The sequence below is a fragment of the Amycolatopsis sp. CB00013 genome (genome assembly GCF_001905755.1).
In the GTDB taxonomy this organism is placed as follows: domain Bacteria; phylum Actinomycetota; class Actinomycetes; order Mycobacteriales; family Pseudonocardiaceae; genus Amycolatopsis; species Amycolatopsis japonica.
The window spans coordinates 281018-302537 of sequence record NZ_LIWC01000003.1; the positions used below are offsets into that span (position 1 = coordinate 281018).

Annotated in this window: 22 protein-coding genes and 1 tRNA gene; 18 read left to right on the forward strand and 5 right to left on the reverse strand. The window is 69.0% G+C overall.

Annotated features, from left to right (window positions below):
- Window positions 1-3: 3 nt before the first annotated feature.
- Window positions 4-339, forward strand: coding sequence for a hypothetical protein (locus tag AMK34_RS20970; RefSeq protein ID WP_073847136.1), 336 nt, complete (start codon window positions 4-6; stop codon window positions 337-339).
- Window positions 340-404: 65 nt separating this feature from the next.
- Here AMK34_RS20970 and AMK34_RS20975 read toward each other — a convergent pair whose 3' ends face one another.
- Together AMK34_RS20975 and AMK34_RS20980 are read right to left on the reverse strand one after the other, a co-directional pair.
- Entirely contained in the window at window positions 405-818 is a 414-nt protein-coding gene (locus AMK34_RS20975; protein WP_020629376.1) for a Fur family transcriptional regulator, read from the reverse strand.
- A 2-nt stretch (window positions 819-820) separates the two neighbouring features.
- Window positions 821-1204, reverse strand: coding sequence for an ArsR/SmtB family transcription factor (locus tag AMK34_RS20980; protein WP_038524048.1), 384 nt, complete (start codon window positions 1202-1204; stop codon window positions 821-823).
- Window positions 1205-1469: 265 nt separating this feature from the next.
- Between AMK34_RS20980 and AMK34_RS20985 the strand changes: the two genes are divergently transcribed.
- From AMK34_RS20985 to AMK34_RS21040, 12 genes are all read left to right on the forward strand, one after another.
- Window positions 1470-2540, forward strand: a complete 1071-nt coding sequence (locus tag AMK34_RS20985) for a hypothetical protein (protein ID WP_038517036.1) — start codon at window positions 1470-1472, stop codon at window positions 2538-2540.
- A gap of 7 nt (window positions 2541-2547) precedes the next feature.
- Window positions 2548-3177 (forward strand): class F sortase, encoded by a 630-nt coding sequence (locus tag AMK34_RS20990; protein ID WP_038517035.1) that lies wholly within the window; start codon window positions 2548-2550, stop codon window positions 3175-3177.
- A gap of 96 nt (window positions 3178-3273) precedes the next feature.
- Window positions 3274-3936: a class F sortase gene (locus AMK34_RS20995; protein WP_073846498.1), complete on the forward strand. Its 663-nt coding sequence runs from the start codon at window positions 3274-3276 to the stop codon at window positions 3934-3936.
- Window positions 3937-4027: 91 nt separating this feature from the next.
- On the forward strand, window positions 4028-5416 hold the full coding sequence (locus tag AMK34_RS21000; RefSeq protein WP_073846499.1) for a glycine--tRNA ligase: 1389 nt from the start codon (window positions 4028-4030) through the stop codon (window positions 5414-5416).
- Window positions 5417-5807: 391 nt separating this feature from the next.
- Window positions 5808-6731 carry an ABC transporter ATP-binding protein gene (locus tag AMK34_RS21005; protein ID WP_073846500.1) on the forward strand — a complete coding sequence of 308 codons (924 nt, stop codon included), beginning with the start codon at window positions 5808-5810 and terminating at the stop codon, window positions 6729-6731.
- Window positions 6728-7456: an ABC transporter permease gene (locus tag AMK34_RS21010; RefSeq protein ID WP_038517026.1), complete on the forward strand. Its 729-nt coding sequence runs from the start codon at window positions 6728-6730 to the stop codon at window positions 7454-7456. The genes AMK34_RS21005 and AMK34_RS21010 overlap by 4 nt, the downstream gene beginning before the upstream one ends.
- A 15-nt stretch (window positions 7457-7471) precedes the next feature.
- Window positions 7472-8668 carry a sensor histidine kinase gene (locus AMK34_RS21015; protein WP_073847137.1) on the forward strand — a complete coding sequence of 399 codons (1197 nt, stop codon included), beginning with the start codon at window positions 7472-7474 and terminating at the stop codon, window positions 8666-8668.
- Window positions 8665-9270 carry a response regulator transcription factor gene (locus tag AMK34_RS21020; protein ID WP_038517024.1) on the forward strand — a complete coding sequence of 202 codons (606 nt, stop codon included), beginning with the start codon at window positions 8665-8667 and terminating at the stop codon, window positions 9268-9270. The genes AMK34_RS21015 and AMK34_RS21020 overlap by 4 nt, the downstream gene beginning before the upstream one ends.
- Before the next feature lie 32 nt (window positions 9271-9302).
- Window positions 9303-9935 (forward strand): YdcF family protein, encoded by a 633-nt coding sequence (locus AMK34_RS21025; RefSeq protein ID WP_038517022.1) that lies wholly within the window; start codon window positions 9303-9305, stop codon window positions 9933-9935.
- A 38-nt stretch (window positions 9936-9973) separates the two neighbouring features.
- Window positions 9974-11254 carry a deoxyguanosinetriphosphate triphosphohydrolase gene (locus tag AMK34_RS21030; protein WP_038517019.1) on the forward strand — a complete coding sequence of 427 codons (1281 nt, stop codon included), beginning with the start codon at window positions 9974-9976 and terminating at the stop codon, window positions 11252-11254.
- A gap of 217 nt (window positions 11255-11471) precedes the next feature.
- Window positions 11472-12548: a serpin family protein gene (locus tag AMK34_RS21035; RefSeq protein ID WP_073846501.1), complete on the forward strand. Its 1077-nt coding sequence runs from the start codon at window positions 11472-11474 to the stop codon at window positions 12546-12548.
- 9 nt (window positions 12549-12557) lie between these two features.
- Window positions 12558-14360 carry a glycosyl transferase gene (locus tag AMK34_RS21040; protein ID WP_073846502.1) on the forward strand — a complete coding sequence of 601 codons (1803 nt, stop codon included), beginning with the start codon at window positions 12558-12560 and terminating at the stop codon, window positions 14358-14360.
- Here the strand turns inward: AMK34_RS21040 and AMK34_RS21045 are convergent.
- On the reverse strand, window positions 14350-15591 hold the full coding sequence (locus AMK34_RS21045) for an aldehyde dehydrogenase family protein (protein WP_073846503.1): 1242 nt from the start codon (window positions 15589-15591) through the stop codon (window positions 14350-14352). The genes AMK34_RS21040 and AMK34_RS21045 overlap by 11 nt on opposite strands.
- Before the next feature lie 174 nt (window positions 15592-15765).
- Between AMK34_RS21045 and AMK34_RS21050 the strand changes: the two genes are divergently transcribed.
- Window positions 15766-16332 carry a carboxymuconolactone decarboxylase family protein gene (locus AMK34_RS21050; protein ID WP_037342876.1) on the forward strand — a complete coding sequence of 189 codons (567 nt, stop codon included), beginning with the start codon at window positions 15766-15768 and terminating at the stop codon, window positions 16330-16332.
- Window positions 16333-16389: 57 nt separating this feature from the next.
- Here AMK34_RS21050 and AMK34_RS21055 read toward each other — a convergent pair whose 3' ends face one another.
- Window positions 16390-17328, reverse strand: a complete 939-nt coding sequence (locus tag AMK34_RS21055; protein WP_073846504.1) for a sigma-70 family RNA polymerase sigma factor — start codon at window positions 17326-17328, stop codon at window positions 16390-16392.
- Window positions 17329-17373: 45 nt separating this feature from the next.
- Between AMK34_RS21055 and dnaG the strand changes: the two genes are divergently transcribed.
- Genes dnaG through AMK34_RS21070 form a run of 3 tightly spaced genes read left to right on the forward strand, consistent with a single transcriptional unit; the run spans window position 17374 to window position 20579 of the window.
- The gene (gene dnaG / locus AMK34_RS21060) at window positions 17374-19284 is read left to right on the forward strand and encodes a DNA primase (RefSeq protein WP_038517006.1); all 1911 of its coding nucleotides are present in this window, start codon (window positions 17374-17376) and stop codon (window positions 19282-19284) included.
- A gap of 2 nt (window positions 19285-19286) precedes the next feature.
- On the forward strand, window positions 19287-19799 hold the full coding sequence (locus AMK34_RS21065; protein ID WP_073846505.1) for a hypothetical protein: 513 nt from the start codon (window positions 19287-19289) through the stop codon (window positions 19797-19799).
- 15 nt (window positions 19800-19814) lie between these two features.
- Window positions 19815-20579, forward strand: coding sequence for a trans-aconitate 2-methyltransferase (locus AMK34_RS21070; RefSeq protein ID WP_073846506.1), 765 nt, complete (start codon window positions 19815-19817; stop codon window positions 20577-20579).
- Window positions 20580-20628: 49 nt separating this feature from the next.
- Here the strand turns inward: AMK34_RS21070 and AMK34_RS21075 are convergent, their stop codons facing one another.
- Window positions 20629-20808 carry a hypothetical protein gene (locus AMK34_RS21075; protein WP_007031230.1) on the reverse strand — a complete coding sequence of 60 codons (180 nt, stop codon included), beginning with the start codon at window positions 20806-20808 and terminating at the stop codon, window positions 20629-20631.
- Window positions 20809-20971: 163 nt separating this feature from the next.
- On the opposite strand from AMK34_RS21075, the gene AMK34_RS21080 reads away from it, so the two are divergent.
- Window positions 20972-21044: transfer RNA gene (locus AMK34_RS21080), tRNA-Asn, on the forward strand.
- Window positions 21045-21520 lie beyond the last annotated feature (476 nt).

Below are 21520 nucleotides of genomic sequence, written 5' to 3' on the forward strand. Positions count from 1 at the left end.
GCGATGACCTACGAAGCGGAATACCGTCCGTTTCCCGCCTGGCCTTTCGCCGACACCGAGGACTGGCTGTCCGCGGCGCAGGACCGTCGCGACGAGTATGACCGCGCCGAGCGCGCCGCTTCGGCGCAGACCGTCGCGGGAATGGTGGGAATCCCGGAGTTCAAGCTGATGAGCAACGGGCCGTGGATCGTCGGTGACCAGGAGACCGGACAAGCGCTCGAACGCTACGAAACGGCGCCCGCGATGCTGCGCTCCGAACTGGAGGCCGACGAACTCTGGCGGGATTGGCTCACCTGGCTCCGCGAGACTTCCGGCCACGGCGGGTTCACTGTGGGCTGACCCGGATGCTATGAAAGGTCCTTTCCTTGCAAAATTTGCCAGGAAAGGACCTTTCATAGCGCTCGTCAGTGGTTCGAGCAGGTCCCGACGATCTCCACGGTGTGGCTGATGTCGGAGAAGCCGTGCTCCGAAGCGATCTTCTCGGCCCACCGCTCCACCGCGGGGCCCTCGACCTCGACCGTGCTGCCGCAGAGACGGCACACCAGATGATGGTGGTGGTGCGACGAGCAACGCCGGTAGATGGCCTCGCCGGTGTCCGTGCGCAGGACGTCGATCTCGCCGGCCTCCGACAGCGACTGCAGCGTCCGGTACACCGTGGTGAGCCCGATGCCGTCGCCGCGTTTGCGCAGCTCGTCGTGCAGTTCCTGGGCGGAACGGAAGTCGTCGATCTCCTTGAGCAGCTCGACCACGGCGGCCCGCTGTTTCGTCGACCGGCGTCCCGGCACCGGCGCGGAACTGTTGGCCGTCGTCGGACTCATGCTCACTTCCCCTCCTGAACGTGGGCTACGGCGTCCACCACGATATGCGCAAGGTGATCGTCGACCAGCCGGTACACCACCTCACGGCCGCGTCGCTCACCCTGTACGACACCCGCGGTCTTCAGCACCCGCAGGTGCTGGCTGATCAGCGGCTGCGCGACATCGAGTGTGTCCACCAGTTCGTGCACGCACCTGTCCGCGTTACGCAACTGCAGGACGATGGCGATGCGCACGGGCGCGGCGAGCGCCCTGAGCAGGTCGCCGGCGTCCGCGAGGACGGCGGGCGAGGCCGACGTCGCGGGTTCGGCGGGGGGACGGGCCGACGAATGCGGCCCGGGGTCCTCCGAGAGGCCGGGGGCGGCAGAGTCCGGGGTCACCGTAGCCATCGCCGCCTCCATGTCCATCATGATTTCCGAAGTCATTGCCAGTAACAGTCCTGCCCATCCTAGTGTTCCCGCCCCCGGTGGTCTGTTCGCCGACCGGGCGACCACTTGGCGGCGATGTTACTGCTCCATTCGGGTGACTTAGCAAAGAAATGACCATTCCACTTCGCATGTGGTCGCCAACGGTGCAAGGTTGTCGCGGAGCGTTTCGTCGCTTCTCGTACGCTGACGACCGCGCTCTGAGGGCCCGGAGAGGCAGTGGGGAGACATGACTCGTTTCGTGACGAAGCTGGCCGCCGCGACGGCGGCCGTCGCTTTGGCGTCGGTTCCGGGGCTCGCCTCGGCGCAGACGACGCAGGCCGTCGATGAGAAGACCGGCCCCGTGTCGTTCGCGAATGTGGCGTCGGTGCGCATCGGGAACCCGGGATCGCTGATCACCGAGACCCAGCGCTCGCCGCTGACGCCCGGCCAGTCGAAACTCTCCCCGGACCGCACCGTCGTCCCGCGTGACGACGGCGAGAAGAACACCTTCGGCGACAAATGGGCCGTCAACCTGGGCCGCTTCGGCGCCCAGAGCCCGTTCCCGCCCGGTATCGCCAGCCGCGACCACAACGTGCTCGCCGCGCTGCAGCAGACCACGGTCCCGACGGCGGTCGCGGAGAGCAACTACGCCCTGCTCGACAACGGGCGCGGAGGCGCGAAGCCCGCCGACAACACCGTGCTGGTGCTCGAAGGCGCGAAGAGCGCCGTCGACTGCTCGTCGCCGAGCAAGGCGACGTCGTCTACGAGCGTGGGCAAGATCTGGGTGCGGGACGAAACCGGCGCGCTCAAGCCGTCCGGCGCTTCGGGCGTCGACGTCAAGGGGCTCAAGCTCGGCCCGCCGTCGGTCATCAAGAACGAGAACATCGGCAAGGACGAGACCACCTCCGACCTGACCGTGTCCCGCGTGACCGCCTTCGACCAGCTGATCCGGCAGGACGGCTGGCGCAACGGCGACGTGACCGCGGTGGCGGGCTGGAAGGTGGACATCGTCACGCACGTGCGCGACGACGCGGGCAAGGATCTGCGCGAGGCCCGCACGACGCTCGTGCTCGGCGGCGTGAGCTGCTCGATCCCGAAGAACTTCGTCGCGAAACCCGCCGGCGGTACCGGCCCGGGTGCGGCGCCCGAACAGCCCGCGGTGCCGGGGACGGTGCCCGCGGGCGGTATCCCGCCGCAGGCCGCCGACTCGACGCGGACCGTGGTCGGGCTGGGGCTGCTGGGTGGCGGCATCGTGATCGGCGCCGCGGCCATGCTGCTCCTCCGCCGTCGCAAACCCGTTCCGGTGCGGGAGAAGTAGCGGCCCCGTGCGGCCATGGCTGGCGGCACTGTCCGCCGTCGTCTCGGCGCTCGCCATCTCCGCGGGCGTGATCGTGCTGACCTGGATCCCGCCGGAACAGACGGTGTCGTTCGCGGAACCCGCGGTCCTGCCCGGTGAGGACGGCGCCCCCTTGGCGCTGCCCGCCGACAGTTCGAAACGCGGGCAGCGGCCCGGCACCATCCGCCTGCCCGAAGGCGGATCGGCAAGGCTCGTGCGCTCCGAGGTCAACTCCACCGGCGTCCTCCCGATCCCGCGAGGGCTCGGCGACGCGGCCTGGTGGGGTGCGCGGCTCGGCGCCGAAGCGGGTACGGCCCTGATCTCCGGGCACGTCAACTGGGGCGGTGTCAAAGGGCCGTTCGACGAGTTGTGGCGGATGCACGAGGACCAGGAGGTGGCCGTCAGCGACGCGGCGGGCGGCATCTGGGTCTATCGCGTGCGGGAGGTCGTCACGGTGCACAAGAACGACCTGCCCGCGCAGGCGGCGAAGCTGTTCGCGCAGAGCGGGCCGCATCGGCTGGTCCTGGTCACCTGCGGCGGCGACTACCTGGGCGGGACCGACGGCTACCGGGACAACCGGGTGATCGTCGCGACCCCCGTTTCCGGCCCGCCCGCCTGACCCCGCGGAAGTCGGTGCAACCTCTCTCCGTTCGCGTCGCGTGTCTAGCGACACCGGCCGCTCCGGCGGCCAGACGCGAGCAAGGAGTAATACCCGATGGTGGGACAGTTCGACGACGGTACGGCGAGCGAGGAGCAGCCGAGAAAGCGCTCCAGCCTGGGGTTGATCCTCATCGGTGCCGCGATCTTCGTGGTGGCGGCCGTGGTCGCGGTGCTGGTTTTCACTGGAAAGAGTGATCCTGTCGTCGCGGCCGCGCAGGACCAGACGGCCACCTCGGCGGAGCAGACACCCCGACCGTCCGCCGACACGGGCCAGGCGCCCGGCACGGTCAAACTCCCCGGCGGCGGCACGGCGAAACTGATCCGCAAGGAACTGACCGCGGACGGGACCCTCCCCATCCCCGAGGGACTCGACGAAGCCACCTGGTGGGGCGCGAAACTGGGCGCCGACCAGGGCGCTTCCCTGCTTTCCGGGCATGTGAACTGGAAGGGGAAGAAGGGCCCGTTCGACGAATTGTGGCGGCTCAAGACCGGCCAGGAGGTCAACGTCGTCGACACCGACGGCGGCAAGTGGGTGTACAAGATCGGCGAGATCGTCACCGTGCACAAGACGAAGCTCGCCGAACAGTCGGAGAAGCTGTTCGGGCCGGACGGGCCGCACCGGCTGGTGCTGGTCACCTGCGGTGGCGAGTACGTCGGCGGGACCGACGGTTACGAGGACAACCGCATCGTCACCGCCTCGTTGGTCAGCAGGCCCTGAGCGGTCCGACCTCGCCGGAGGTCGCGCGGGGACGGGCGGTTAGTCTTGTCCTTCTAGCCCATACCCGTCCCCGCATGCTTCGGAGCGTGGAGTGCCCGCCAACACCATTGAGACCGTCGTCAGCCTGTGCAAGCGTCGAGGCTTCGTTTTCCCGTGTGGAGAGATCTACGGCGGTACCAAGTCGGCGTGGGACTACGGGCCCCTCGGTGTCGAACTCAAGGACAACATCAAGCGCCAGTGGTGGAAGACCGTCGTGCAGAGCCGCGACGACGTCGTCGGCCTCGACTCGTCGGTGATCCTGCCCCGCCAGGTGTGGGTCGCGTCGGGTCACCTGGACGTCTTCACCGACCCACTGATCGAGTGTCTCTCCTGCCACAAGCGGTTCCGCGCCGACCAGCTGGCCGAGGACTTCTCCGCCCGTTCGGGCAAGGAGGTGTCCGAGGACGACCTGTCCGAGGTGCCGTGCCCGAACTGCGGTACCCGCGGCCAGTACACCGCGCCGCGTGACTTCAACATGATGCTCAAGACCTACCTCGGCCCGGTCGAGTCCGAGGAAGGCGTGCACTACCTCCGCCCGGAGACCGCGCAGGGCATCTTCATCAACTTCCTCAACGTGCAGACCGCGGCGCGCAAGAAGCCGCCGTTCGGCATCGGCCAGATCGGCAAGTCGTTCCGCAACGAGATCACGCCGGGCAACTTCATCTTCCGCACGCGCGAGTTCGAGCAGATGGAGATGGAGTTCTTCGTCGAGCCGGGCGAGGACGAGACCTGGCACCAGTACTGGATCGACGCGCGCACCGAGTGGTACAAGGACCTCGGCATCAAGGCGGACAACCTCCGCCTTTACGAGCACCCGAAGGAAAAGCTCTCCCACTACTCGAAGCGCACCGTCGACATCGAGTACCGCTTCGCGTTCAACGCAGGCCAGGAATGGGGCGAGCTCGAAGGCATCGCGAACCGCACCGACTTCGACCTCACGACGCACTCGAACCACTCCGGGGTGGACCTGTCGTTCTTCGACCAGGCCACAAAGCAGCGGTTCCGCCCGTTCGTCATCGAGCCCGCGGCCGGTGTCGGCCGGTCGATGATGGCGTTCCTCGTCGACGCGTACCACGAGGAAGAGGTGCCGAACGCCAAGGGCAGCACCGACACCCGCGCGGTGCTCAAGCTGGACTACCGGCTCGCGCCGTTCAAGGTCGCCGTCCTCCCGTTGTCCCGCAACGCCGACCTCACGCCGAAGGCGCGCGACGTCGCGGCGGCGCTGCGCAAGCACTGGAACGTCGACTTCGACGACGCCGGCGCGATCGGCCGCCGCTACCGGCGCCAGGACGAGATCGGGACGCCGTACTGCGTCACCGTCGACTTCGACTCGCTCAACGACCACGCGGTGACCGTGCGCGAGCGCGACACCATGGCGCAGGAGCGGGTCGCGATCGACAAGCTCGAGGCGTACCTGGCGGGCCGGCTGATCGGCGCCTGAGTTCCGCTTTCGGGAAGTACGTGAAGGCCCCCTTCATTGCGTCTAGCGCAGTGAAGGGGGCCTTCACGTACTCGCGCCGCCCGCCGGGCCAATGTCATGAAAGGGTCGTTCAGGACGTTTCTTGTCCTGAACGACCCTTTCATGACACTTGAAGCGGGCGTGAGCGCAAGAGCTGGGCGAGGGGAGCTTTCCCCGCATCGGATGCGGTGATGGGCCCCTTCAGCCCGTGCGCACTGCCCTCGCCAACGCCATGAAAGGTCCTTTCCTTGCGAAATTTGCAAGGAAAGGACCTTTCATGGCGTTCGGGGGTGGGCCACCCCTGACAACTGTCACCCTCAGGTCGTGACGCGCGGCCCACGTCCGCGACCCTCTCCCGCGACAAGCTCTAAGCATGCGAGAACAAGACATCACCGCGGGGGCGGCGGTACGGCTTTCCGGGCTGCGTAAGCACTATGGCGACGTCTATGCCGTCGACGGCGTGGACCTGACGATCGCGCCGGGTGAGGTGGTCGCGCTCCTCGGCCCCAACGGCGCGGGCAAATCCACCACCGTCGACATGATCCTGGGCCTGAGCGTGCCCGACAGCGGCACCGTGACCGTGTTCGGCCGCGAGCCGGGGGACGCGGTCGGCGACGGGATGATCGGCGCGATGCTGCAGGGCGGCGCGCTCGTCGAAGATCTCACGGTCGCCGAAACCGTCGGCATGGTCGCGGCGTTGCACCGCAAGCCGATGCCGGTGCGGGACGCGTTGCGCCGCGCCGGGATCGAGGATCTCGCGAACCGGCGCTCCACCAGGCTTTCCGGCGGGCAGAAGCAGCGCGTGCGGTTCGCCGTCGCGCTCGTGAGCGATCCCGATCTGCTGATCCTCGACGAGCCGACCGCCGCGATGGACGTCGGCACGCGCCGCGAGTTCTGGAAGTCCATGTACGCGTACACGAACACCGGCCGCACGGTCCTGTTCGCCACCCACTATCTCGAAGAGGCCGAAGAGTTCGCCGACCGTGTCGTGCTGATGCGGTCGGGGCGGATCGTCGCGGACGGTTCGGTCGCGCAGGTCCGTGCGCTGGCAGGGGGACGCACGATCCGCGCGGTGGTGCCCGCGGCGGCGGAGCCGGTGATCGCGGGGCTGCCCGCGGTCACCGGGCTCGAACTCCGCGGCGGCCGCGCCGCGATCTCCAGTTCCGATTCCGACGCCACGCTGCGCGCGTTGCTGGCCGAAATCCCCGAAGCGCACGACATCGAGATCGGCGCTGTCGGCCTCGAAGGCGCGTTCCTGTCCCTGACCACCGAAGCCACCGAGGAAACCGTCCGATGAACCCGACCTATCTCAAGACCGAGATCGTCCGCACCTTCCGTTCCACCCGGTTCGTGCTCTTCGCCGTCGCCTTCCCGGTGCTGATGTTCCTGTTGCAGGCCAACGTTTTCGCCTCGGGCCAAATGAACATCGCCGGCGTGATCATGGTGAACATGATGGCTTTCGGCACCTTCTCCGCCGCGATGACGAGCGGCGCGAAACTGGCCATCGAGCGGTCCACGGGCTGGCAGCGCCAGTTGCGGCTGACCCCGCTGACCGGCGCCGGTTATCTCGGCGGCAAGGCCCTCTCGGCGATGCTCGTCGCGCTTCCGTCGTTGCTCGTCGTCCCGCTGATCGGCGTCCTGTTCGAAGGTGTCCACCTCGACGCCGCCGGCTGGCTGCGGCTGGTGCTCGGCTGCTGGCTCGGTGCGATCCCGCTGGTGCTGCTCGGCCTGCTGCTGGGCCAGTTCGGCACGCCGGAGTCGATGCAGCCGCTGAACATGATCGTCATGATGGGCATGGGTTTCCTGGGCGGCCTGTGGATCCCGATCGACGGGATGCCGTCGTGGATGGCCGACGTCGCCCAGGTGACGCCGACGTACTGGCTGATCCAGCTGGTCCGTCCGGTGGTCACCGACCATCTCACGGTGAGTCTTCCGGTCGCGCTCGGCGTGCTGGCGGCGTGGACCGCGGTCCTCGGGGCGCTGGTGATCAGGCGTTACCGTAAGGACAGTGCGCGGGTCTGAGAGATGGGTGAACCGGTGAGCGACTACCCGGGCAAGGTCGAGACGGGCTTGAACAGCCGGGAGAACTGGTGGGCGGACATGCCGCCGCGAACCGGCCGGGGTCCCCGGCCGAGGCGGTGGGTGTTCTTCGGCCTCGCCTTCATCGTGCCCGGCTTCGTCCCCGCGGCGGTCGATCTGGCCACCGACGGGGCGACCGCGAAAGAGCTGGTGATCGCCGTTCTCCTGCTCTTCTACGGCTCCTGTTACGTGCTGTTCCCGCTCAGCCTGCGGCCTTCCCGGCGGAAGACGACCTACGTCTTCTCGGTGCTGATGCTGCTCATCGGTCTCGCGCTGGTGTTCCTGCACGACAACAACCCGTACATCCTGATCTACGCGACGGCGGTGCTGGCCTTCACGCTGCCGCCGGCGTGGTCGCTGATCCTCGACGGCGGCGCCCTGCTGGTGGTGCTGGCCGTCCATTTAGTGGTCGGGAAATACGACTTCGGCGATCTCATCGCGGTCATCTCGATCACGGCGGCGATGTTCTTCATGGCGAATCTGGTCCGTGCGGTGCGGAAACTGGAGGCGGCGAACCAGGAGATCGCCACGCTCGCGGTGGCGGGTGAACGCGAGCGCCTGGCGCGGGATCTGCACGACATCCTCGGCCACAGCCTCACCACCATCACGGTGAAGGCCGGGCTCGCCCGCCGGATCCTGGAGAGCGGCAAGGACGACTCCCGCGCCCTGCAGGAGATCCGCGAGGTCGAGAGCCTGACCCGCAGCGCGCTTTCGGACATCCGCGCCACGGTCTCCGAATATCGCGAGGTGTCGCTGTCGGCGGAGGTCGCCGGGGCGCGGGCGGCGTTGCGGGCGGCCGAGATCGACGCGGACCTGCCGCACGCGGTGGACAACGTCGCTCCCGCCTTGCAGCGCACTTTCGGTTACGTGCTGCGGGAAGCGGTCACCAACGTGCTTCGGCATTCCGGGGCGAAGCGCGTGAAGGTCCGTCTCGGCAAGACCTGGCTGGAAGTCGAGGACGACGGCGATGGCGGCGAGGCGATGGCGGGCAACGGCCTGCGCGGCCTCACCGAACGGCTGGACGCGGTCGGCGGGACCTTGACCGCCACCACGCCACCTGGGGGAGGATGGCTCGTCCGGGCGGACGTACCCGAGTCCGCCCTGCGGAGCGACGTGGCTGCGCCGCTCTCCGAACCCACTGGAGGCTGCGCGTGATCCGGGTCCTGCTCGCCGACGACCAGGCGATGGTGCGCGGGGCGTTGGCCACCGTGCTCGGCCTCGAAGCCGACATCGAGGTGGTCGCCCAGGTCGGCTCGGGCGACGAAGTGCTTCAGCGGGCGAAGGAGACCGCCCCGGACGTCGCGCTGCTCGACGTCCAGATGCCGGGCAAGGACGGTCTCGAAGCCGCCGCCGAACTGCACGGCGCGCTCCCGTTGTGCCGGATCATCATCTGCACCACCTTCGGCCGCCCCGGCTACCTGTCGCGGGCGATGGCGGCGGGTGCCGCGGGATTCGTGGTCAAGGACGCTCCGCCGGAGCAGCTCGTCGACGCCGTCCGCAGGGTCCACGGCGGGCTCCGGGTGGTCGATCCCGCACTCGCCGCGGAATCGCTCGCCACCGGCGCGAGCCCGCTCACCGGACGCGAACACGACGTCCTCAAGGCAGCCAAGGACGGCAGCACGGTGGCCGACATCGCCCGCGCGCTGCACCTTTCCGAAGGCACCGTGCGCAACCATCTTTCGGCCGCGATGGGCAAGACCGGGGCGAGGACGAGGGCCGAGGCGGTGCGGCTCTCGGAAGAGCACGGCTGGCTCTGAGATCACCTCGCGGCTCTGCGAGAATCACCCCCGTGAGTACCGCCGAACGGACCAAACCCACCCGCGCGAACTGGGTGCGCCGGACCTTGGCGGGGTTCCTGCTGATCGTCGTCGCGCTGATCGGCGGAACGGCGTTCCGGGTCTGGCAGGTGGCGCGGGAGGACGTGCGCGACCGCGCCGACGTCATCGTGGTGCTCGGCGCGGCCCAGTACAACGGCAGGCCGTCGGGGATCTTCGAGGCCCGGCTGGCCAAGGCGAAGACGCTGTACGACCAGGGCGTCGCCAAGGTCATCGTCACCGCGGGCGGCAAGAAGGCCGACGACAACTTCACCGAGGGGCAAGCGGGCGCGCAATGGCTGCGCAAACGGGGTGTGCCCGTGTCGGCGACGCTGCCGGTCGGCGAGGGCAGCGACACCCTGCGCAGCCTCCGCGCGGTCGCCGAACAGGTGCAGCAGCGGGGCTGGAAGACCGCCGTCCTGGTCAGCGACCCTTGGCACTCGTTCCGCGCGCGGGTGATGGCCGACGACCTCGGACTCGATGCCTGGACGTCGCCCACGCACCGCGGCCCGATCGTGCAGACCCGCGAGACGCAGGCGCGCTACATCGTCCGCGAGACCGGCGCGCTGCTGTACTACCGCCTCACCAGGTTCCCCGCGGACGTCTGAACCCGATAAGTGTCGGTGATCGCGCATAAGCTTGGCTGGTGAGCGACACCTACACCGAGGCCGACAGGGCGCGTCTGCTGCCCGAGCGGCCCAAGGGCGCGGCGCTGGAGGGCGCGGAAGACGGGCGAAGCGCCTTCGCCCGTGATCGCGCACGCGTGCTGCACTCGGCGGCCCTGCGGCGGCTGGCAGGCAAGACCCAGGTGGTCGGCCCGGGTGAAGGTGCCGAGGTCAGCGGCGTACCGCGCACGCGGCTGACGCATTCGCTGGAGGTCGCCCAGATCGGCAGGGGCATCGCGGACGAGCTGGGCGCGGACCCGGATCTGGTGGACACCGCCGGCCTTGCGCACGACATCGGGCACCCGCCGTTCGGGCACAACGGCGAGCGCGCGCTGGACGAGGTCGCGCAGCCGTGCGGTGGTTTCGAGGGCAACGCGCAGACCTTGCGGATCCTGACCAGGCTGGAGCCCAAGGTCCTGCTCGAAGGCGGGGCCGCCGGCGGGCTGAACCTCACCCGCGCCTGTCTCGACGCCTCGACGAAGTACCCGTGGCTCCGTGAAGAAGGCAACCCGAAGTACGGCGTGTACGCCGACGACGCCGAGGTCTTCGCGTGGGTGCGGGCCGGTGCGCCGGAGCGCCGCACCAGTCTGGAAGCGCAGATCATGGACTGGTCCGACGACGTCGCGTATTCCGTGCACGACGTCGAGGACGGGGTGCTGGCGGGCCGGATCTCGTTGCGGGTACTGGCCGACGCGGAGGAACGCGCGGCGGTGGCCGAGGCGGCGCGCAGGTTTTCGCATCAGTCCCAGTCCACTTTGGAAGGTGCGGCGAAGGAACTGCTCGATCTGCCCGTGGTCGCGGAACTCACCGAACCGGGGCTCGACGGCTCGCTCAAGGCGCAGGTCGCGTTGAAACGGCTGACGAGTGAGCTGGTCGGCCGGTTCGCGACGGCGGTGGTCGGCGCGACGAGGGAGGTGCACGGCGAAGGACCGCTGAGCCGCTACGCCGCGCGCCTGGTCATCCCGGAGCAGGTCGCGGCCGAGGTCGCGTTGTTCAAGGCGCTCGCGCTGCGGTACGTGATGAGCGACAAACGGCGCCTCGCGATGCAGGACGGTCAGCGTCAGACGCTCGCCGAACTGGTCGGCGCGCTGTGCCGCCGCGCCCCGGACGCGCTCGACGGCGTGTTCCTGCCGGCCTGGGAGGCCGCCGCGGACGACGCGGCCCGCCTGCGCGTGGTCGTCGACCAGGTGGCGTCCCTCACGGACGCGCAGGCGTACGCGTGGCACGCCTGGCACACCGGCCGCCACGGCGGTGTCGCGTGACTGGACGACCGGCACGTGTGATCAGCCGGACGCCACGCGTGATCAGCCGGACGGCTCGGGGATCGGCTCCGGCTACGCGTGTGTCGTCCGTCCAGTCACGCGTGTCGTCCGTCTGATCACACGCGCCGTCCCCTCACACACGCACGACCGCCGAACCGAAACGGCACCTACCTTCGGACAGGAGACGGACGGGCCCGTGCACGGTACGGTCTGCGGCATGGGAGCTGTCGAAAGCCACCTCCGGTTTGGTCTGGACCTCTATCGGGTGCTGGCGAGCCGCGCGGAGAACGCGTGCTTCTCGCCGTACTCGATCGCGAGCGCGCTCGGCCTGGTGACGCAGGCCGCCAAGGGGAAGACCAGAGAAGAACTGATCGCGCTGCTCGACGACCCGGACGAGCTCGCCGACCTGCTGGGCAAGGCCTCGTCACTGCTCGAAGACGGTCCCGAACTCGCGGTCGCGAACACGCTCTGGGCCTGGGACGGGCTCCCGCTCGAAGACTCCTTCCGCGAGGAACTCGCCACCTGGCCGGGCGGGAAGGTCGAGAGCGCCCCGTTCGGCGACGATCCGGAGGCCGCGCGAGCGCTGATCAACGCCGACGTCGCGCGGGCCACCCGCGAGCTGATCCCCGAACTCCTGAAGCCGGGGACCGTCGCACAGGACACCGTCGCCGCGATCGTCAACGCCCTGTATCTCAAAACCGCCTGGACCAACCCGTTCTCGCGTGACAACACCGCGCCCGCGGACTTCCACGCGCCGTCCGGCACCCGTACGGTGCCGACGATGTGGCTCGAAAAACAGCTCGACCACACCCACGAGGACGGCTGGCAGGTCGTCCGCCTCGGCGCCGAGGGCGGGGTGGAGGCGATCGTCCTGCTCCCCGACGGCGATCTCGACGACGCCGAACTCGACGCGGGGAAGCTGGCGCGGCTGCTGGAGAACACGCGGTCCAAGACGATCGCGCTGTCCCTGCCGAAACTCGACCTCGACGTCGACAGCCCGCTGACGGCGAAGCTCCAGGATCTCGGCGTGCGGACGATGTTCACCGCCGGCGCCGATCTCACCGGGCTCGCCGACGACGACCGGCTCGAAGTGTCCGAGGTGCTCCACCAGTCCGTGCTCCGCATCGACGAGCAGGGCCTCGAAGGCGCCGCCGCGACGGCGGTGCTGATGCGGCTGACGTCGCTCATCGTCGACGAACCCCTGGAAGTCGCCGTCGATCGGCCCTTCCTTCTGCTCGTGAGGCATGCCTCGACGGGTGTGATCTACTTTCTCGCCCGCGTAGTCGAGCCGTGAGGACGGTCAGTGAGCCTTTTCCAGGCTGAGGCGGCGAATGTGGAAGCCGGGAAGGCTCCCACGAGACCCCGCCGGTTCGCCGCCGCCGACGCCGCCATCATGGGCGGCTTCCTGCTGTTCGCCTTCCTGCTCTACAACGGGCTCTGGCTCGACCTCAAGGAAGGCTATCTCTGGAACAGCGCGTCGGATCAGAACCTGTGGGAGTGGTTCTTCTCCGTCACCGCGGACAACGTGCTGCACCTGAGGAACCCGCTCAGTTCGCACTTCCAGAACCATCCGCTCGGCGTGAACCTGATGGCCAACACGGCCATGCTCGGCATCGGCATCCCGCTTTCGCCGGTCACGCTCACATTCGGACCGACGGTCACCTGGGCCATCGCGCTCACCGGCGGTCTCGCCGGCACGGCGGCCGCCTGGTACTGGGTCTTCTCACGGCATCTGGTCACCCACCGGGTCGGTGCGGCCATCGGCGGCGCGTTCGTCGGCTTCGCCCCGCCGATGATCTCGCACGGCAACGCGCACCCGAACTTCGTCGCGTGGTTCGTCCTGCCGTTCATCGCGTTGAAGGTCTTCAAGATCGCGCGCGGCGAACGCCCGGTCCGCAACGGGATCTTCCTCGGTCTGCTGGCGGCGTACCAGATCTTCCTCGGCGAGGAACCGCTGCTGATCTTCGCGATGGCGTTCGCGATCTTCGCCATCGCCTACTTCGCGACGAACTACCGCGAGTTCCCGCCGATGGCGAAACCGCTGGGGATCGGCGTCGGCATCGGGGTGCTCGTGGCGCTCGTGCTGTGTGCTTTCCCGCTGTGGTGGCAGTTCTTCGGCCCGCAGAGCTATCAGGCGATCGAACACGGCCCGGTCGGGAACGACACGGCCGCGTTCACCCGGTTCGCGACGCAGTCCGTCGCCGGGCAGCCGCAGGCCGCCGCCGACGTGTCGATGAACCGCACCGAGGAGAACGCCTTCTTCGGCTGGCCGCTGATCGTGCTGATGGTGGTCATCACCGCGTGGCTGTGGCGCGAGGTGTTCGCGCGGGCGCTGGCGATCTCCATGTTCGTGATGGCCTGGCTTTCCCTTGGCGTGCAACTGATCGTGGTGCACGAGGAGACCGGGATCCCGGGGCCGTGGAAGCTGCTTTCGGAACTGCCGTTGTTCGAGTCGCTGCTGGAATCGCGGCTGGCGATGGGCTGCATCCCGCTCATCGGCGCCTTGCTCGCGCTGGCGACCGAACGCGTCTACACGGTCGCGTCGAAACTGCCCGAAGTGCCGGGGGAGCGGCGATTCCCGTTGCGGCTGGTGTGGATCGGCGTCGTCATCGCGGTCCTGCTGCCGATCGCGCCGACCCAGCTGATCGTCAAGGAACGGCCGCAGACACCCAGATTCCTCGCCGACGGCACCTGGCGGAGCTATGTCGCGCCCGGCGGGACCGTGGTGCCCGTGCCGTTGCCGAGTTCCGGCGAATCCGAACCGCTGCACTGGCAGATCGACGCGGGGCTCGGCTACTCGATGCCGGAGGGCTACTTCGTGGGCCCGAGCGGTCCCGACGACAAACGCGGCCGCTATGGCGCCATCCAGCGGCCGACGTCGATCATCTTCGACCAGATCAAGCAGACCGGCGTGCCCGCGACGATCACCGAGTCGCAGCGGGTGCAGGCTCTGGCGGATCTGCGGTACTGGAACGCCGACGTACTCGTGCTGATCCCACGCGAACACCAGGACGCTTTCCGGACCACAGTGGACCTTCTGCTGCGGAAGCCCGCCGAATTCGTCGACGGCGTCTGGGTGTGGGACGTCCGGACGATCACGCCCTGAGCCCCGCCCGGCTCGCGGACCACCGCGAGCCGGCGAACGGTTCGTCGGCGCGGTGTTCGTTGACCCGGACCGTGCCACAGACGAGCCGTGCCGCGACTTCGGCGGCGTGCTCCTCGTCCGCGCCCCACACCGATCCGCACAAGCCGGGCGCCGTGGCGTTCGCGAGCCCGACGGCTTCGTCCACTGTGGAGCATCGGACGACCGGGAGCACCGGCCCGAACTGCTCTTCGGTCACCACCCGCATCCCGTCGTGCGCCTCGGCGAGGATCGCCGGTGCGAAGAAGTACCCCGGCCCGTCGAGCGGTCCGCCGGTGACGATCCGCGCGCCGCTCGCCCGCGCTTCGTCGGTGAGACCGGTGACGCGGTCGTGGCGCGGCCGGTTGTTCACCGGGCCGATCTGCGTTCCCGGCGTCCTTCCGTCGCCCACCACGACTTCCGTCGCCACGGCCGCCAGCGCCTCGACGACACCGTCGTAGACCGGCCCGACGGCGTAGATCCGTTCCACCGCCACGCCGATCTGCCCGCAGTTGGCGAAAGCGCTCCAGAAGAGCCGTTCCGCGATGGCTGCCGGGTCGGTGCCCGGAAGGACGATCGCGGGATCGTTGCCGCCCAGTTCGAGCGCCAGCTGTCGCCATTCCGGCGCGGCCGCCATCCGCTTCCCGGTTTCGGCCGAGCCGGTGAAGGCGACCTGCCGGATCCCGGGATGGGCGATGAGGAGCTCGCCGAGGGGATCCTGGCCGGTGAGCACGGTCAGCACGCCCGGCGGCAGCACTTCGGCGAGCATCCGCCCCAGATGCAGCGTGGTGAGCGGTGTGCGCGGTGAAGGTTTGAGCACCACCGTGTTCCCCGCGGCGAACGCCGGTGCGAGCATCGCGACGGCCAGCTGCACGGGGAAGTTCCACGGCGTGAGAGCGGCGACCGGCCCGTCACCGGCGACCCGGGAGCCGGGCCGAACCCCGGCGAAGTACCGGAAGCGTGCCGCCGCCCCGGCGAACTCGGCCTCGGCTTCGCGAAGCGGTTTCCCTTGCTCCTCGGTGAGAACGGGGGCCAGCACGGGCGCGGCCTCCTCGACGACGACCGCGCACGACATCAAGGCCGCGCGCCGGTCCGTGGCGCGCCAGGCGGGGGAGGCGGCCGCCGCGGCGCGTACCGCTTTGTCGACCTCGGCGGGCCCGCAGTCGGGGACGTCCGTGATCCGTTGTCCGGTGGCGGGATCCTCGACGGCGAGCATGGTCCTCCTCGGTGGAAGGAAAAGTGCCGGCTCACCAGCGTACCTTTGATGATCGACTGGCGGTTCCGGCGAAAAGGCTAAAAAGTGAGGGTGGCGCGCGTCACCGACGGTGCTGTCACGTCCGCGCGGGCCGCCTCGTCCAGTCGGTGAACGCACTCGCACGAGGAGGACACCATGCCGCGCATTCCCGCCGTGAAGACCGCCGAAGCCGGCTTCCTGCTGAAGCTGTTCTACAAGTTCGCCGGCAAGCGTTTCGGCGCCGTGCCCGAGCCGATGGCCGTCTACGCGCACCATCCCGCCCTGCTGCGGGCGAACGGCATGCACGAGATGATGGCCGAGAAGGCCAGCAAGACGCTGCCGTCGAACGTGCGCGAGCTGGCCGTGTACCGCGTCGCGACCCAGCTCGGCTGCTCGTGGTGCATCGACTTCGGGACCATGCTGCAACTGCACGAGGGGCTCGACATCGAACGGCTGAAGAACATCGACGACTACGCGAAGTCGCCCGCTTTCACCGACCAGGAACGGCTCGCGCTCGCATACGCCGACGCGATGACCGCGAGCCCGGTGACCGCCACCGACGAGCAGGTCGCCGAACTGGAACGCGAATTCGGCCGCAAGGGCGTCATCGAGCTGACCTACCAGATCGGCCTCGAGAACATGCGCGCCCGGATGAACAGCGCACTCGACATCACCGCGCAGGGCTTCACGTCGGGCGATGCCTGCAAGATCCCGCTCCCCTGAACCACCCGCGTTTAGTCCTCTGAATGCGCCCAGGCGCATTCAGAGGACTAAACGCGGTCAGAGGCCGACGCGGGTCCGCGCATCGGTGAGCTTGTCCGGGTTCGCCATGTCGTAGATCGCCACGATCTTCCCGTCGCGGATGGAGAACGCGTCGACGTGCTCGTCGAGCGCCCGGTACCGCTCGGAACCGGGCTGCGGCGGCAGGTAGACCCCGAGGTCGCCGTTGACCAGCGCGAACCTCGCCTGGTCCATCCCCGCCGGGTCGTACATCCGCATGAGACCCTGGAACAGCCGGGTGACCTTGTCGAACCCGGCGACCGTGTGCACCGCGGTGCGCGCCTTGCCGCCACCGTCGCCGACGAGGACGACGTCGGGATGCAGGACCTCCGCCACCGCCTGGATGTCCCCGGTCAGCATCGCCGCCATGAACTTCTCGATGATCTGCTGCTGCTCGGCGAGCGCCGTCCGCGGCGGCGGATCGGCGTCGGCGACCGCGCGGCGGCCGCGGGAACCGTGCTGGCGCGCGGCGTCCGTCGTGCAGCCCAGGATCTCGGCGATCTCGCCGAACGGCACCGAAAACGCGTCGTGCAGCACGAACGCGACACGCTGCTCCGGCGTCAGCCGGTCGAGGACCACCATCGCCGCCATGCGCATGCCGTCGTCGCGGACGGCGACGGCCAGCGGGTCCTCCGACGAGGGGGTGCCCAGCGGGCCGAGGACCGGTTCGGGCAGCCATTCCCCGACGTACCGTTCGCGGCGCACCACCGCGGACCGCAGCCGGTCGAGGCAGATCCGGCTGACGACGGTGGTCAGCCAGCCTTTGTGGTCTTCGATGGCCGCGCGGCGGCGTTCGTCCATGCCGCTCAGACGCAGCCACGACTCCTGGACCGCGTCCTCGGCGTCGGACAGCGTGCCGGTGAGCCGGTAGGCGACCGACACCAGATGAGGCCGCAGCGCGGCGAAGTTCCCGGCGAGTTCGTCCAGGGCGGTGCTCATTCCCCGAGTGTGCCGCACACCGCTCCGGGAGCGGGAACTAGAGTGATGAGCGTGGCAGGACGGATTCGGGAGAGCGACATCGCGGAGGTGCGCGAGCGCAACCGGATCGACGAGGTCATCGGTGATTACGTGGCGCTGCGCAGCGCGGGCGGGGGCAGCCTGAAAGGGCTTTGCCCGTTCCACAACGAGAAGACCCCGTCGTTCAACGTGCGCCCCACCCACGGCACCTTCCACTGCTTCGGCTGTGGCGAAGGCGGTGACGTGATCAAGTTCATCCAGAAGATGGACCTGATCTCGTTCGTGGAGGCCGTTGAGCGGCTCGCGGATCGTGTGGGTTTCCGGCTGACCTACGAAGGCGGCGGCGGAAGCGTCCAGCGTGATCGCGGTACCCGCGCCCGGCTGATCGAGGCGCACCGCGCGGCCCAGGAGTTCTACGCCGAGCAGCTGCTCACCCCGGACGCGCGTGCGGCGCGGGACTTCCTGTCGGAACGGGGTTTCGACTCGGCCGCGGCGCAGACGTTCGGCTGCGGGTACGCGCCGGCGGGCTGGGACAAGCTCACCAAACATCTGCTCAACCGCGGCTTCGAGGTCAAGGAACTGCTCACGGCCGGGCTGGCCAAGGAGGGGCAGCGCGGGCCGATGGACCGGTTCAACCGGCGGCTGCTGTGGCCCATCCGCGACGTCGGCAACGAGGTGGTCGGGTTCGGCGCGCGGCGCCTCTACGACGACGACCGGGTCTCGGCGAAGTACCTGAACACCGCGGAATCGCCGATCTACAAGAAGTCGCAGGTGATGTTCGGCCTCGACCTGGCGAAACGCGAGATCGCGAAGCGGCACCAGGTCGTCGTCGTCGAGGGCTACACCGACGTGATGGCGATGCACGCCGCCGGGGTCCCGACGGCCGTCGCGTCCTCGGGGACGGCGTTCGGCGAGGACCACATGAAGGTTCTTCGGCGGCTGATGATGGACGACGACGCCTTCCGCGGCGAAGTGATCTTCACCTTCGACGGTGACGAAGCCGGGCAGAAGGCGGCGTTGAAGGCCTTCGAGGGCGACCAGACCTTCGCCGGGCAGACCTACATCGCGGTCGCGCCCGACGGCATGGACCCGTGCGAACTGCGGCTCGCCAAGGGCGACACCGCGGTGCGGGACCTGGTCGCGCGGCGGATCCCGCTGTTCGAGTTCGCGATCAAGAGCATGCTCAAGGCCTTCGACCTCGACTCCGTCGACGGCCAGGTCGCGGCGCTGCAGAAGACCGTTCCGATGGTCGCGGGGATCAAGGACCGCGCCAGCCGCGACGGCTACGCGTCGAAACTCGCCTGGTGGGTCGGCTGGCAGGACGCGGCGCAGGTGGTGAACCGGGTGCGCGGCAGCGCCGGGGCGGCGGCGAAACGCTCCGCCACCGTCGAGGTCCGGCGGCCGGCCGCCGCGGCCACCGCGACCGCCACCGCCGAGGAGGACCTGCCCCGGCCCGCACCCGGCGATCCGCGGTTCATCGCGCAGCGCGAGGCGCTCAAGGCGGCACTGCAGCAGCCGATGATCGCCGGAGCCGAGTACGACGCGCTGCCCGAGGACGCGTTCACCCATCCGGTTTACGTCGCCATCCACAAGGCGCTGCTGTCCGCGGGGGGAGCGGGCTCCGGGTTGACCGGCCCCGCCCTGCTCGACGCGGCCGCGCCGCACTGCCCGCAGGGCACGGTGCGGCGCGTGCTCAGCGAGCTTTCGGTGGAACCGTTGCGCGCCAAGGGCGAGGTCGACTCGCGCTACATCTCCGCGCAGCTCGCGGCGGTGCAGGAAAGCCTGGTCGGCCGCCAGATCAACGAGATCAAGTCGAAACTCCAGCGGCTTTCCCCGGTCGAGGCGCCGGACGACTACCGCGCGCTGTTCGGCGACCTCGTCGCGCTCGAGCAGTACCGGAAGGCGCTGAAGGAACAGGCCATCGGCGGATTGGACTGAGCATGGGCTGGCTGCGTCACCTGCTGGGTGACCGTGTCCCGGCGGATTTCGACGGCACGCTGGCCGACGGCGAGCACGTCGTCGGGAGCGCGGCGGTCGAAGGCGGCGGATATCTGCTGGTCACGCCGCTGGGACTGTGGATCCCGGGGCCGCGCCGGGTCGGCTGGCATCTGGTCGGCAAGGCGGCGTGGTCCACCGGCGTGCTGACGCTGACCGAATCCGAGGAGACCGGCATGGCGGGGGACGCCGTGCTGCTGGCCGACAAGACGCCGGTCCGGTTCGAGCTCGCCCGGCCCGGCAAGGTCCCGATCCTCGTGCGGCAGCGCGTGGACGGCTCGGTCCGAGGGCGGCACCGCAAGGACTTCGGGACCAGGGGAGCGTGGTTCGTCGAGCGCAAGGTCCCCGGTCAGGACGGCACGGTGCTGCAGGTACGGCCCGATCCGGGCACCGACGTCGACCTGGTCAAGGCGATTGCCGAGGAAGCGGCCAAGAAGCTGGCGAAGCCGAACGGTTAGCAGTACGCTCGTACTGTGTGGGATCCGGTCAAATACCTCGGCTACGCCGACCTGCGGGCACGGCCGTTCCACGACCTCGTCGGGCGGATACCGGCCGAGGCGCCCCGCCGCGTCGTCGACCTCGGCTGCGGGCCCGGAAACCTGACCGCCGGCCTGGCGGAACGCTGGCCGGACGCGATCATCGAAGCGAGCGACAGTTCACCCGAAATGGTCGAAGCCGCACGATCCCGGGGTGTCGACGCGCGAGTGCTCGACGTCAACGACTGGGTGCCCGAACCGGACACCGACGTCGTCATCTCGAACGCCGTGCTCCAGTGGGTCCCGGAACATCGTGACCTGCTCCGCCGCTGGGTGGAGCTCCTGCCGTCCGGGGCGACGCTCGCGTTCCAGGTCCCCGGCAACTTCGATGCCCCGTCGCACGCCCTGATCCGTGCCCTCGCGCGCACCGAAGAGTGGGCCACGCGCCTCGCCGACGTCGTCCTGCGGGAGAACGGTGCCGTCGAAAGCCCGCTCGGCTACGGGAACCTGCTCGCCGACGCGGGCTGCGCCGTCGATGCCTGGGAGACGACGTACCTGCAGCGGCTGGCCGGGGAAGACGCCGTACTCGAATGGATCACCGGAACCGCGCTGCGGCCGGTCAAGGAGGCCTTGCGCGGGGACGACTGGGACCGTTTCCGCGCGCAGCTCGCCCGCAAACTGGACGAGGCCTACCCGCCACGCCCCGACGGGACCACCTGGTTCGAGTTCCGGCGCGTCTTCGTGGTCGCCGTCGTGGGCTAAGGGCCCTTTCGCCACGTCAGACGCGGCGAAAGGCCCCTTCGGCCCAGGATCAGCGCTGAGGCCGCCCGAACCGCTCACCGACCTTGGCGCGAGCGACCCCGGCGGCGCCCTGCACCATGGGGTGGTCGGCGATCTTGCGGTAGGTCCGCACGATCTGCTCGTACCGCCCGCGGCCGGCCTTCGCGCCCAGCACATAGCCCGCGGCCGCACCCAGCAGGAACATCTTCATCCGAGTCCACGCCTCCGTTCGATCTTGCTCCGGCTGTCATTGTCCCTCAAAACGCGAGCTTGACGAGGTGATGTCGAAAGTGGGGGGTGGGTGTGCGGCCGCCGGAGGGCATGGGCTAAAGTTCTCTCATCGGTCGGAGCGATCCGGCTGGTACGGAGCACAATCCCCTGTAGCTCAACTGGCAGAGCATTCGGCTGTTAACCGGAGGGTTCTTGGTTCGAGTCCAAGCGGGGGAGCACAAGGCCCAGGTCATCGACCTGGGCCTTCTTCGTGTCCGGGGTCGTGGGGCGATTCGGTGCGTTCTGGTCGGCGGTTTTCACCTGACCTATGTCCGCAGGTAGACGCCGTCTTCGTCGTGCTGCTGACCGCGGGTCGCAGCCCAATGTCATCGGCAGCTGAGCCGCTCCTCTCCCGGGATGGTCGCCGGTGTGTGATCTGCCGACGTTCCGCAACCGAGGTCTCGGGGAATGTTGGGTCACGCTTGGCACGAGGCCTCGCTCTGGTGCCCGAGCACTTATATGGCTGCGTCAGGCAATAGAACCTCTTGATGGGCGGCAATCGTGTCGGACATGGAGAAATAACGCTTAGTAGTGCCGTCAGGACTCCTCGCTGGAGTGCGGTGGGCCGATAGGCAATCCGGATCCGGCGGTCTTGTAGGACCGGCCTCGCAAAGCTGCCTTACGGGGGCATGCGTTGTTGACATGTGACAATT